Origin of the sequence: Paraburkholderia phytofirmans OLGA172, from assembly GCF_001634365.1 — a bacterium.
In the GTDB taxonomy this organism is placed as follows: domain Bacteria; phylum Pseudomonadota; class Gammaproteobacteria; order Burkholderiales; family Burkholderiaceae; genus Paraburkholderia.
Window position 1 is genome coordinate 3,136,608 of the sequence record NZ_CP014579.1, and the last position, 13,232, is coordinate 3,149,839.

General features: G+C 50.1%; 9 protein-coding genes. All 9 read right to left on the reverse strand.

The features are described 5' to 3' along the window. Positions 1-288: 288 nt before the first annotated feature. The 9 genes from AYM40_RS33895 to AYM40_RS33930 all read right to left on the reverse strand — a co-directional run bounded on the left by AYM40_RS33895 (position 289) and on the right by AYM40_RS33930 (position 13,180). Positions 289-1,299, reverse strand: a complete 1,011-nt coding sequence (locus AYM40_RS33895) for an acyltransferase family protein (protein WP_158515377.1) — start codon at positions 1,297-1,299, stop codon at positions 289-291. Positions 1,300-1,346: 47 nt separating this feature from the next. Beyond that, positions 1,347-2,582: a glycosyltransferase gene (locus tag AYM40_RS33900; RefSeq protein ID WP_063500307.1), complete on the reverse strand. Its 1,236-nt coding sequence runs from the start codon at positions 2,580-2,582 to the stop codon at positions 1,347-1,349. A gap of 47 nt (positions 2,583-2,629) precedes the next feature. After that, complete coding sequence (locus AYM40_RS33905; RefSeq protein ID WP_148662388.1) at positions 2,630-4,087, reverse strand: lipopolysaccharide biosynthesis protein; 1,458 nt, start codon at positions 4,085-4,087, stop codon at positions 2,630-2,632. A 636-nt stretch (positions 4,088-4,723) separates the two neighbouring features. Continuing rightward, entirely contained in the window at positions 4,724-6,784 is a 2,061-nt protein-coding gene (locus AYM40_RS33910; protein ID WP_148662389.1) for a glycosyltransferase, read from the reverse strand. 10 nt (positions 6,785-6,794) lie between these two features. Beyond that, on the reverse strand, positions 6,795-7,958 hold the full coding sequence (locus tag AYM40_RS33915) for a hypothetical protein (protein ID WP_148662390.1): 1,164 nt from the start codon (positions 7,956-7,958) through the stop codon (positions 6,795-6,797). A 244-nt stretch (positions 7,959-8,202) separates the two neighbouring features. Next, positions 8,203-9,387, reverse strand: coding sequence for a glycosyltransferase family 4 protein (locus AYM40_RS33920; RefSeq protein WP_082855459.1), 1,185 nt, complete (start codon positions 9,385-9,387; stop codon positions 8,203-8,205). After that, complete coding sequence (locus AYM40_RS33925) at positions 9,356-11,554, reverse strand: polysaccharide biosynthesis tyrosine autokinase (RefSeq protein WP_063500311.1); 2,199 nt, start codon at positions 11,552-11,554, stop codon at positions 9,356-9,358. Before AYM40_RS33925 ends, AYM40_RS33920 begins: the two co-directional genes overlap by 32 nt. Before the next feature lie 26 nt (positions 11,555-11,580). Then, the gene (locus AYM40_RS39540) at positions 11,581-12,015 is read right to left on the reverse strand and encodes a low molecular weight protein-tyrosine-phosphatase (protein ID WP_082855460.1); all 435 of its coding nucleotides are present in this window, start codon (positions 12,013-12,015) and stop codon (positions 11,581-11,583) included. Between the two features lie 73 nt (positions 12,016-12,088). Further along, positions 12,089-13,180 carry a polysaccharide biosynthesis/export family protein gene (locus AYM40_RS33930; protein WP_236721028.1) on the reverse strand — a complete coding sequence of 364 codons (1,092 nt, stop codon included), beginning with the start codon at positions 13,178-13,180 and terminating at the stop codon, positions 12,089-12,091. Positions 13,181-13,232: the final 52 nt, after the last annotated feature.

Genomic DNA, 13,232 nt, shown 5'->3' on the forward strand with positions numbered 1-13,232 from the left:
ACTCAAAAAATCTCCGTCGACTTGTATCGAGATAAGATTTTTATCTAACCTCATACAAACTATACGCAACACCCGGCGCACGCATACGCTCCATGGAAAATGTCGTGACTTCAAGGTCAATTCCACAAACGCATTGAGGCGGGCCATTTTTATTGGCCTTTCGCCGCCGTTGATCTGCACTCCAGCGCAACAGTTCATCGAAATTACAATTAATTGCGAATTCAAGAAAAAACGCAACTCGGAGTGCATAGACTTCTTGATTAATTCTGCCATATTAAACCGAATTTATTAACTCGATGCGACCGGTGATATCCGCCCACGAGCCAAAACGGTGACAATGCGCGAAAGCAATGGCCGTTCAATATAGAAATAAAATCCATATCCGATGATACAGACGATTCCCGATACCCCAATCAAGGAAACAAAATCGACATAAATGGACGAACCATCTTGTATGTGAAATATTTTACGCGTGACCCCAATAATGTATGGATGTAGCAGATATATCGAATAGCTAGATGCGCCTAGTCTTCCGATTAACTTGCTACGCGCGGTTAACCCCTGGCATTCCATGCCAAGCAGAGATGCGACAAAAATAAACGAAGGGATGCCATATGCGACAACCCGAGCGGAACTGTCCACCACCCCACATACGCCATAAATGAACGGGATGGAAATGATACTGAGCATAGAAGTTATCGCCCAAATCCAAGCAGGAAGCGAGCGAATTACCTCCATCTCGAATATCCAGAAACACAATATCCCGAAACAAAATTCGATTATTATCGGCCTAAACATGTGGAAAAAAATTTGAGGACAATTGAAGAACGGCAATAATAAACATACGGCAGCGAGCCCCGCTCCAGCGAGCGTCGTAGCATACCGATGGCGCACCAACAATAATGTTGCAGAAATTGTCAAGTAAAACAACATTTCGCACTCAAGCGTCCAACCGTTCAAGTTCAGCGGCCCCCAATGGCCGTTTTCCTGGATGTAGGGTATAAAAAAAAGCGACTTAACTAGGTAGATCCCACTCGCTGTCGTGGTGTTCAGCCAATAAGGCCGAAAGATAGCTACCAAATAAACTCCGATTGTAGAAAGCCAATAAACCGGGACAATTCGTATCACACGCTTTCGAAAGAACGCAAGGCCTTCTTTCGGAGCAATATATGACATGATGAACCCGCTTATGACAAAGAAAATGTCGACGCCGTATTGCCCGACCGGCAACGCCTTCATGTGATAGGCAACAACTGCCAGCGCAGCGAGAGCTCGAGCTGCCTGGATGTTCTCGAGCATCCCGCACTTCATGCTAGCGCTCCTCATCCCGTTCTCCATCAGAGTTGTCACTTCCGTATGACGGCGTGGTCACTTGTGTTGTAGCCGGCTAGCGTGGCGACTAGCGCATTAGCCTCTCGCGTAGAGTTGAAAGCCACTTCGATCTTGCGCCGAGCGTTGCGTGCGATCGCAGCCAAGTCATATGCCGAATCCGCGATATCGCGGATCACCGCCGCCAAAGCCAGAGAATCCTTTTCGTCAACGAGAAAACCGGAATAGCGATCATCAATCAATTCAGGGATGCCGCTATGGCGTGTTGAAATAGTGACAACTCCGCTTGCCATCGCCTCCATCAACGCCACGGGGACCCCTTCCATGTCACCGTTCTCTGCAACTATTGAGGGCAATAGGAAAAGGTCGGCCTCTCGCAACAGACGACTCACCTCAGCGTGGGGTTGCTTACCCAACAACGACACCCGCTCACCAACGGCAAGCTCCTCGATCATTAAGCGTAGCGATACCTCCAAATCCCCCCCGCCAACAATCGTCAGATGTATCGACGCTGGCAGCATCGCCATCGCACGGATGGCGAACTCGGTACCCTTCTTCTCCGTCAGTCTTCCTACAAACAAAAGTCTGAGCCGTCCCGGTGCCGGAGGCCGAAACTCAAATGGAAAATCGTCCAAATTGATGCCCATGCGACCCACATAGATTTGCTGTGAACTACATCCCCACGATTGAAGTCGATCGCCAAAGACATTGCTTACTGGCAGAAATAGATCGCCATGCTCAAACAGCTGCCGATAGTGCCGGAGATACTTCTGAATAACGGTGTGGATCGTGACGTCAAAACCGTGAAATACAATGGCTAGCGCCCCCGATAGCAATCCTGCACGCCGCAAATGATGGACCGCAACACCGGTCTGTCCGAAATGCGCCAGGATCACGTCATACGAGCCCAACGAGCCGCGGTCGAACATCAGCGCAATATTTAGAGCTGTGCCGGGAAGACCGCTACATACAGATCTCACGGCAGACATGAAACTCCGTCGCCCCAGACCACTGAACGGGGCTCGTAAAGCAAATGCTGTCAGCACTTTGACTTTGTCTAAGGTCGACAAAGTCAATGGTCGCAACGTGCGGACATCGAACTGAAAGCGAACGCAGTTTGTCACCTCCGAATCACCAGCGGCAAAACTCAAGACCTCGACATCGGCACCAGCAGCAATTAACGCCTTCACCTGCTCAATGACAAATGTTTCCGACAGAACTGGAAAACGCGGAGCAACGACAAGAATGCGCATTCGTGACATGCCTCGAGTAAGATTTGATGTATTACTGTCCCACTGAATCAGATTGGACTTTGACGCACGCGCACCGTCAGCATGCGCCGTAAGAAGGCAACATCACCGGTCACAAAAATCATCATTAAGTAAAATGCGCTAATGATGGGAACTTTGATTGCCAGCCGCAGTAGTGCGTTGCCCGATAAAGCATAGATTTGATCTCGCCCCACGCCCACGATCAAACTGAGCATCGCGATACCAAGGATTACGCGACCTGCCGGCCGAAAAAGCTCGACCATCGATCGACCAAAACCTTCTGACGCCAGGATGTAAAAACCTTGCAAAGCATTGAGAAAAAAACTGATAACCAAAAGCCATGACAACAATTTCAAGTCAGAGAAATAAATTCCTACACCGATAGCTGTACCGGCTGTGAAGGTTGAAAAAACGCCACATTTTAACAACTGCTTAGTTTTCCCTAGCGCTTGAAACACCGAACCAGTTGAGGACAGAACAACTTGCACCGTAATCGAAAAACTTAAGATCGAGAACACCGGAATGGCTTCGGTCCACTGGCTACCATACGCCAAAATGATAATCTCGGGCGAACAGGTCAGGGCCATCAAACCCACGAAGCCACCGCCGACGAAAAGGACCCGCAAGAGATTCTGATACGACGAAAAAATAATGGTTGTATCGGTGCTATGGGCCGCGTAGACAGGTTGAATCGCAGGTGTTACGACGTGAGTCAAATTGGATATCGGCATGAGCATCAACCGGTACGACATATCGTATAAGCCCAGTTGGACACTGCCTAGGAACTTCCCTATCAATAGCTTGTCAAGATTGCGCGTGAAGTAGTTAACCAAGTTGAACAAAAATTGGTAGACCGAATACGATATGACGTGTCTCATTCCTCGGACAGACGGCCGTGACATCGGCGGTCTTTGCCAGACAAAACACATCAAGAAAATTAATAGCGCATTACCCGTGCTTTTGACCACCAATGTGTCAACGCCACCACCATACAGGGCAGAGAATGCTGCGCACGCGCCTGATAGCGCAGCGGCCCCGACTTCCATGCTCGCGATCGTGGTAAATCGCTGGCGCCTTCTGAGAAGTGCGAGTGGAACGATTGCCCAACATGAAAGAGTGACGTTCAACCCTAGTCCATTCGCAATCTTCACGTAGACCGCTTTCGCGTAAATCTTAGCGATGAATGGTCCACAGGAGGCGAGCGTAAGCCCCGCGATTGAACCGATTGCGATGGTTATCCAAAACAGACCAGCTAGCTGCGCCGCTGTAAGATCATCGAATTGTATGATGGCGGGACCAAGCCCCATCTCACTGACAAACGAAAGAAAAACGGCAATAACGCTGACTACTGCTATCAAGCCAAAGTCTTCCGGGCTCAGCACACGCGCTAAGACCGCAGTTACGGCTAGTTGGATAACAATATTGGAGTAGCGCCCAACCATGTTGATAGAAACGCTCCGACGTAGGTTTCGGTTGACCTCTAACACGCTCTATGCTCCTCCACGACCCTGAAAAATGGAAAACCTCCGCAGATGCGTCGGCAATCGAATTTGATCTCGGCGGGTATTGACATGGAGGAAAGATCACGGTCTTCAGATTTGTATAGCGCCACCATTACACACTCCAATTCCTACGGATCGGCTCTTGAAGGGCGTTCCATTCCGCCAGAACAACACACGCGCTAACCGATTTGTCCGCACCAGTTATTGAAGTAGGCGCGAATGACAGCCTCCTCCACAGTCCTGGGTTATCACGCGAGCGCACGCCGAATGCGCCGTATTCTTCCTCTGGTTCAGCGGAACCGTGATCGCATAACGCAGCTTTCGGCACGCATATCAAACTCGTTGCAGCGGCGACATCAAAGTGCCACTCGTCCTTAGCGAGGGACTGCACGCCACTCTGATTAGTGCTCGATTGGCCATCGGCACAATCTGTGACATGCCCCGCCAGAGCCCGTGTGCTCCCTGAGCATCTTGAGCGCGAGATGGTATCCGTGCACACCTGAGAAACGTGAAAGTGCCCTATTGCAAGCATCACCGGCGTAATTACTTCGTTGCCACATGTTTCGACACGCTGGACATCGATAACGGTATGGGCGCTATAAGGGGCCAAATTCACGGTTTTCATGCTCCTTGAATGGTCTTGTTTTTCACGGCTAGACGGAGGCGACCAAAACCGCTGTTCCCCAATACTTTCCTTGCAACGTACTTCACTGCAAACCGCCACTGCTTCGACGACGACAGCATCAAAACCTCAACAGCACTCAATCTGATCTGAGGGTAAAGAGACAAGGTACCCAATACACCTAAGCGCTCGTGCCGCGCACGAAGTTGTTGCTTGTACGTGAAAAGCTGTAAACCATGTCTGATCAAAAATTCTGGCTTATTCGTTGTGTGTCCTTCAATACGGCTCATATCCCACACATAGCTTTCCTTTCCACCGCCTACGAACACTCCATAACGAGCCGCCATGCGCACCCAGAGATCCCAGTCCTGCCAGCATGGCATAGCGGGATCGAATAGTCCCGCGCCCAAAAAATGTTCCTTTGGTGCGAAGACGTGAGTTCCGACCTCATTTGTTGACCTCAGGTCATCGGCCGTCTGTAGTGCCCGCGTGAATACGGTCTCTTCTCCCTTTGGGTGAAGCATTCGAGCAGGTTGAAACAGGCCAGCGACGGGCTTTCCCGCCTGGACGCGAGCCCAAAGTTCAACAAAGTCTGTAATTCGATGGGGCAGAAAATAATCGTCATCGTCCAGACCGGTTACGAATTTTCCAGAGGCAGCCGAAATCGCGAAGTTCCGGGCGACGCATGCCCCCATGCTCGACGGCAGAAGTACGACCTTGGCGCGACCAGCCATCGCAAGCGACTGGAGATATTCGCGCGTACCGTCCGTCGAGCAATCATCCGCGATTACGAGTTCTATGTTTGAATAGGTCTGTTCGGCCACAGACTCGACTGCCCGTTTCAACAAATTGAGGCGATCCTTCGTCGGAATATAGACGCTTACCAACGGTTGCTCGCCATAAGACATGTCAAGAGCACGCACTGTCCCAACATTCCTTCCCGCCGCTTCGCTGTTAGCGTGTCCGACAATCTGCCGATAGACTTGATTGGTAGCTTCGCTCATCATCGTCCCCGTGAAGTGCGCTATATACATGGAATATCCATTGCGTCCCATGACCGCCCACTGTTCCACCGCTCGGCTTTCAATGCATTTCACAAGTGCTTCGCTGTCCCCCACGGGAAACAGCAACCCGTTATAACCGTCCTTAACAACCTCCGGAAGCGAAGAGCAATCGCTGGCAATAATCGCCAAAGAATGGCTCATCGCCTCCAGCGGAACCATGGCGAACCCCTCCCAACGACTCGGCATCACCAGAACGTCGGCAACGCTAAACGCCAGCGCCGTCGCGTCCGCATCAAGCCATCCCACATATGTGATGTTTTCTCGTGACGGCAAATCGCTCAAATGTAGTACGCCTCCTCCAACTACGGTCAGGTGAAATGGTCTTCCCTCTAGCTCCTTCATGGCATCCAGGAGGATGTCAAAACCTTTTTGCCGGTCAAATCGCCCGACGAACAGTAGATTAATCACCTCCGACGTGCGGGCGGAGTTGTTGCGCACCGACGCACTTCTTTCATCGACGCCATTTCGGATTAGGACCATTCGACGTATCGGGAGTCCCCGAGCAGCAGCAGCAGCTATCTCATGCTGGCTAACACAAATTACCCTGCTCGTAAAATTGGAGAGGACACGTTCCAGCACGGCGTATATGTTGCGCCGCCAAGCAGGAGCTTCCATCAGAAATGCAAATGCGTGCGGGCAGTACACAATTTCCGGGCGAACAAAAGGCCGCAATATAAATAAGCTTAACCGTCCAAAAAGTCCAGCAAACGTACTATGTAAATGCACGACATCCGGCCTACGGCGAAGTACCAAGATCGTAAATTGAAAGAAAAATCTAATCAAAGTCCCAAAGTCCCGACCAGATCTAGTGAAGCCACGAATTAAGCCCGGGTTAACCGTGCGTATCTCGCTGATTTGATCCGACGGGATCAAACACCCGACGACCTCTATGTCTCCCGCCGAGCTTTGAGCAGATATTAACTGGCGCATTACCGTAGCCACGCCGCCTTTAACAGTCTCCGCGGCATGAAGAATTTTTATTTTTTCCCGAGACAAGATTGCACCTTTATATCGTTTTAACGTCAAAATTTTTAAAGCCTCCTCTTCTTATCCCATCTCCTTTAGAATAAATCTCGTCGCACACAGCGGAAAAAGGACGCCGCAACCAAACATAAAACATTAGCGGATAGAACGGGGCGAGGTGGCGAACATAGCTTCCGTAATCAGGCTCAAACAAACTCTGAACAAGTAGAAACGAAATTACCAACGTGGCACAGTCAATCGAGAATCTGTCTCTCGACAATATCGCGTGCCAAGTGGATTTCCAGAAGGCATATTGCAATGTGGCGATAAAAATAAATATTAGGATGTAATAAGGAGAAGGGACTGCCAGCAAAGGCACAGGTGTTATCAACTCAGCAAGGGTTAGACATACATTGATATATCCAAGAAGAAAGCCGGCCCCCTGAAATACCGGCGCAATCATAGTTCTTGCTTCGCCCACGCCCGCATCAACCCGCGCCTCATTAACAGAAGTTCGAAACGCATCAGCGCTCAACCCGAACTTCACTCTAATAATTACCGCAATTGAAAACAGCGACATCAAAACAACCATGACGATCAATGCACGATTTTTTAGTCGAGGCAACGCTGCCCTAAACGCAATGAACTGGAGTACCACAATAAACCAATAGGTTCTGAAAAAATAACCATATAGAAGTGCCAGACACACCCACGAAATCAAACCCAAACCCCGTCCACGATTAACAAGAAACACAAACGAGAGAATTAATAATAAAACGATGACATCCTTGCTCAAGGTAGTTAGGTAAATAACTCCCATGAACGAAAAGAATCCGAATATAGTGAGCTCACTAATACGGATAAACCGTCCGCGCGCGCTCCATATTCCCCAGAGCAAGGATGGGACAACGACCATACCAGTGCAAATTGGCAGCAACGGAGAACTTTGGCGAAAACCCAACATACCGAATACTGCAGCGGTGCTTGAATAACTATCGCCCGGCACCAATTTAGCGCCCATAGAAATAAATTTATTAATAGTTCCAGCATCGAAAAAGAAATAACGTGGCAGGAGACTTTCCTTCATAAACGCGCATAAAAGCATAGCCCCTGCCATGAATATCCAAACGAGCGCAGACACCCCGGTCTGTAACGGCCGTGGCTTTCCACGCGGCATAGGCAAGAGAATGCGCGGTGGCATTTTCATTTTTTGCCCCATCTATCTAAAAACGCGTGACTTCCCGTGGTTCCAAATTCCGGATTTGGCATGCACATTTCGTCCAAGCGAGAAACTTTTAGGTTCTCATCTTTGCCAAAATAGAAAGCGGGCAGTTCTCTGAGCCACCTTATAAGAGGGGTACGGACGCCGGGCGACATGATCGGGAAACCGCACGAAAGCATTTGGTGCTTAGCACTTGCACCGCCCAATTTTCTGTGGCCTAACCTTAACTTCATTGGATCGCTCGCGATTCGAAGCGTGGGCTGTTTCCAGCATCGCCTTCAAGAAGCAACGTACGCCAGCGCTCCAAAACAGCCTGCCTGCTGAATCTCGCGGACGTGGACTTTGCAGCCTTCGAAAAATCAATTCGCATCCGTTCGTTCTTCATAAGTTCGCGCAAGGCGACTGCAAGACCTAATACGTCGCCGTTGGGAACTAGCCTCCCTGATTCGCCATCGGCAACGATTTCTCTCGGACCGGTTTCACAATCAAACGATACGATCGGTAGTCCGCAACTACATGCTTCAATGAGTACCATCGGAAGCCCTTCGTATCTTGATGAACAACATACCAAAGCCGCCTTTTTGTAGTAGTCTTGGACCGTTTCAGTAGACTTCTTCAAAGTCACTGACGCCGTGATTTTGCAATCCGAAATTAGCCTTTCCAATACCGCTCGGCCTTCACCGTCGCCCACTATCAAGAGATTCCAGCCGTCCGCGGCAGGATCTCGTAAAACCTCGGCCCACGCCGCAATGAGGAGATCGAAACCCTTCTGATGTACGAGTCGCCCAATTGCGAGGACCGTCTTCGACTGATGATCGTAAGTGCAATCAAAAAGATCTCCGTCGATTGGATTTACGATGGCGTGAACACGTGCTTCGGTACCGGTTTTCTTCAACCAAACCTCTCTGTCCCGCTGCGTCAACGTGACAATATCGTCAACAACTAATGCAGCCAGATACCTCGCGAACGTCCTCTTTCGCCTTCCCGCGTTGGAATTGAAATTAAAATGTTCCCAGCATATGGTCCGAATTTTTAGTCCTACGGCAGCTGGAATTGCGTAGAGGCATAGCGATGATTCGACAACAACAATCGTGTTGATCCTGTTTTCTATCAGGTACCTTCTCAACTTCGCTATTGCCGGTAAATATCTACCTGTCATGCGCCCTGATTCTTTGAACAGAGAAGTTCGCTTTATTCGTTGATCCACGTCAAACTTGCAGGCCGCCTCTCCCATGAGAGCGATCATGTGTACATCTAAAACATTCGCCAGATCGACAACGCCATCCGCAACGGTGCATGCCGACCTTTCCGTGCCACCAAATCCGTCCATTCGCGCGATAAAAAAACATAAGCGCGTGTGGGCTTGTGAGTGGTGATTCAACTTATTTATCGGATAGGTAGGCATAATGTCCATAGCTCATGTAGCCGGCGACTCGGTGTTCGACGGCATTGAAAATTGTTCCGTTGACTTTCACGCTATTGTGTTCAAGCCGCTGTCTTGCCAGCTCCACTTCTTTAAGCTGATTGACGCCAAATCGAACGACCATTAACGAAGTGCCGGCAATATTCCCGATAATTGCTGCATCGGTTACGGCCAAAATCGGAGGCGTGTCAACGATAACCAGATCGTACTGACCGGCCACATCGGACATGATCTTCGTAAACCGCGGGTGCATCAAAAGCTCGGAAGGATTCGGTGGGACGCAGCCCCGAGAGAGGAAATCAAGATTTTCTTGACCTGCATTTTTGTGAATCGCATCTTGAAAAGCTACGCGACCAGATATCAATTCCGACAGACCGTTCCCAGCGGAGACCCCAAGACTCAGATGTGCTGTTCCCTTGCGCATATCGGCATCAACAAGAAGTACCCGCTGCCCTGACTGAGCAATTACAGCAGCGAGATTGCTCGCCACAAACGTCTTGCCCGCGTTTGGACTAGATCCGGTGATCATCAATATGTTGTTCTTTGCCTCAATGCGTGCAAAGTGCAGACTAGTTCGCAAACTACGGAGTGCCTCAATGGATAGATCCGCTGGGTTTTCGACTGCGAGCAACTTCGCGCCGGTCGGTAAAGAGACGCCCCGTTTCTTTTCTACCATCGCGAGCCACCGCTCGCTAACAGGCACCGACGCGTAGACCGGCATCCCAATTTCCTCTATTGCGGCAGGATCTTCGAGGCCTCGCTTCAACGACTGCCTTAGGAACACCGCTAATGCAGAGAAAAGCAAACCAACAACAATACCAATTGCCAATATTAAGATTCGCTTTGGTTTGACCGGATTGGTTGTGTCAACCGCTGGAACATCGACAATTCTGGCATTCCCGACCGTGCCAGCCCGCGCGACATCCAGCTGCTGCGCTTGTGCAAGCAAGGCGGTATAGGTTTGAGTGCTAACTTCGACGTCACCAGTTAATTGGAGTAATTTTTGTTGCGCATCAGGTAGAGAAAGCATTTGATTCTGAAGCGCGTCCTTTTTGGCTGACAACTGAGCAACCTGGTCATCCAACGCTTTCAGCGTTGGATGACCAGGTTGGAATTTGCTATCCGCCACAGCTTGCTCCAACCGGATTTGTTGTATGTTTGTTTCTACTGCCACCATCTGCTCCAACATGGAGCGTGTTTCAAGCGTTAAGTCGACTGACTTTGCGCTCATTTGAAAATGTTTAAGCGCTATTTGCGCTTTCTCCATATCGGCTTTCACCCGAGGAAGCTGTTGACGCACAAAATCCAAACTTTTGGCCGCTTCCGCGGCACTTCGATCAACGTTTTGTCTGACGTATGCTGCGCTGATATCGCGTAGGATCGCGCTCGCTAGCATGGGATCTTCATTCTGGTAGCTAATAGCAATAATTCCTGAATCTTTACCTTGTTCAATGGCTATGAGATCGTTTTGAAGGTTCACAATCGCGCTAAGCGTCGGAACTCGCCTTATGTCGAAAACGGTCCCAGGATTGGCTCGCAGATGACTCACCATGATCGTGAATCCAGACTTCTCGACAATCTCACCCACCTTTCCATGCAAGATCTCATCGCCGTTTCCATCTTCGAGTCGGTATGCCTCCCCGCTATCTGCAACCAAGGTCAGCGGAACATTTAACATCGAGTCGGGAACTTCGAACTTCTTAACCGAGATGGCTTCTCCGCCCCAACCGTATCTACCCATTCCCCAAATTGGCCGTGCTAACAACAGGCTGTTGCTGCTGCGAAATTGCCGGCTTATCGCGTCGCCCACCAAGGGAAACCTTCTCACTTGGACTGGAATGTCAAGCCGCAGGTCGTCTACAGCCTGACCGACTACCATACGAGAGGTAAGTAGAGCGATCTCCGTTATCGCTTCTGTGTTCGACGAACCCAGCAATTGCTGCAATTCCGAAGCTACACCGCCGACCGGCGTGCGATGCTCCACTTGAAGGAGCGCATCAGCTTGATAGACTGGAGTGGCCAACATGGCATAGGCAATACTTACTGCAAGAAATATCCCAGTCACTACGGCGATAAGCCACCTGTTGTCGATCAACGTTCCAACCAATTGATGGAAGTCGATCTCCTCGTCTTTTTTGATTGTTACGTCGTTTGGCATGTTCGACTCGAGGTCGTTAGTTAAACTTAAATATATTTAATCCAGCTTTCGACAGCTTGATCAATAAGACGATAGGCATGTTGATAGGCAGCTTTGGAAAGACGGTAAGGATCAGGTACCGTCGCATCACCCTGCCACTTTCCTAGAAGCAGAACTTTTCCTCTTGCTTCCGGGGCCATTCCCACGATTCCACTTACTTGATCGTCCTGCATAACGAGTACAAGATCAGCTGAATGAAGCATTGGCATCGTAAGTTGCTGTGCCCGATGGCGACTTCCGTCGTAGCCGTTCTCAGAGAGCATTTTTGCCGCGTCTTTGCACATTTCGCGACCTACCAAAGCACTCAACCCGGCGCTGTCAACGCAGATTGACCGGTCGGTAAGTCGCTCACGAAATAGAACTTCCGCGATCGGGCTACGGCAAATGTTTGCTGTACAAACAATCAGAATATGGTGAAACATCGCCGCTTCCAATTTAATGGTTCAATCGCTATATAAATTAACTGCCGCAATTGTTTACGGATTCGTCATATTTTTATCTTGTCAGTACAGTAGCCGCAATACCAGCGTTATAGGCTGGTAGAAGCAGACTAAGGATTCGGCTCAAGCGCACAAGGCCATTCCCATCAACGTAGACTACGTCTTTCGGTAGCAGCTCAAATTCGCTCGCAAGCGTCATCGCCACGGGATTGTGAGCGTTCAAATGAAAGACCTGCGGTTTGTCAGTCGCGATACCTCGGATCACGTAGAGTTCCTTCGCATCGGCCGTATTCGAATTAATACTACCCGCTTGCGCCAATGCTTGACTGAGAGTGAGTTTTCCGGTCTTCATCGGTAAGGCAAGCGCCGGTTTATTCACCTCTCCCATCACAAAGATACCGTTGTCATCCCGCCCTGGAACGCGAAGAACATCGCCCGCCTGAAGCATGATACTGGCGGGGCTAACGTTCTTATCAAGCATCTCAGTAAGGCTAATCGGGTGAGAAATGCCGGCTCGCAAAAGAGTAAGACGGCTCTGGTCAGCATTCAGGCTAAAACCGCCTGCGCGATTGACGGCTTCCAGCAACGTCATTGGGATGTCGTTGAGCTGCAAAAGACCTGGGGCCTTTACCTCGCCGTCAACGTAGACATCTTTCGCTCGAAAAGACGCAACGCGTAATGTCAACTGCGGTTCTTTATAGGACTTGGATAACGCCTCAAGCAATCGAGCCTGCGCTTCGTCAGGCCGCAGGTCGGCTACATGAAGAGTGCCAACATAGGGAAATTGGATGTTACCCAACTGATCGACAACAAATCCGGGAGCAGGATCCGCGAGACGAGTGCTATTTACCGGAGCCGTTCCGGTTGGAACCAATTCGGGGTGGTCCCAAACATTGATCTGCAATACGTCACCCTGCCCTATCGTGTAGGGATGGGCACGGGTCATAAGCACCCGAAGATCGTTTTCTGCATCGGCATGACGGGCGATTTCCTGCTGCCGGATCAAGTTGATGTTTATGTCACTGATCGGGAGTTGCAGCTCCGTTGCTGGCGTGTTCGCATCACCGCTCGAAACAGGGATAGATGCGGACTCTGTCATCCGCATGCCCGGTGCAATCGTGCATGCGGAGAGCGCAAGCGAAAACATCCCAATTACGGCGGCGTGTGAGAGGCTCGCTAGGACGCTACGTCGATTCGTG

Coding starts and splice junctions, on each gene's coding strand:
- AYM40_RS33920 (WP_082855459.1), bottom strand. CDS start 9,387: ATGGACATTATGCCTACCTATCCGATAAATAAGTTGAATCACCACTCA.
- AYM40_RS33895 (WP_158515377.1), bottom strand. CDS start 1,299: ATGCTCGAGAACATCCAGGCAGCTCGAGCTCTCGCTGCGCTGGCAGTT.
- AYM40_RS33900 (WP_063500307.1), bottom strand. CDS start 2,582: ATGCGCATTCTTGTCGTTGCTCCGCGTTTTCCAGTTCTGTCGGAAACA.
- AYM40_RS33925 (WP_063500311.1), bottom strand. CDS start 11,554: ATGCCAAACGACGTAACAATCAAAAAAGACGAGGAGATCGACTTCCAT.
- AYM40_RS33915 (WP_148662390.1), bottom strand. CDS start 7,958: ATGAAAATGCCACCGCGCATTCTCTTGCCTATGCCGCGTGGAAAGCCA.
- AYM40_RS39540 (WP_082855460.1), bottom strand. CDS start 12,015: ATGTTTCACCATATTCTGATTGTTTGTACAGCAAACATTTGCCGTAGC.
- AYM40_RS33930 (WP_236721028.1), bottom strand. CDS start 13,180: ATGTTTTCGCTTGCGCTCTCCGCATGCACGATTGCACCGGGCATGCGG.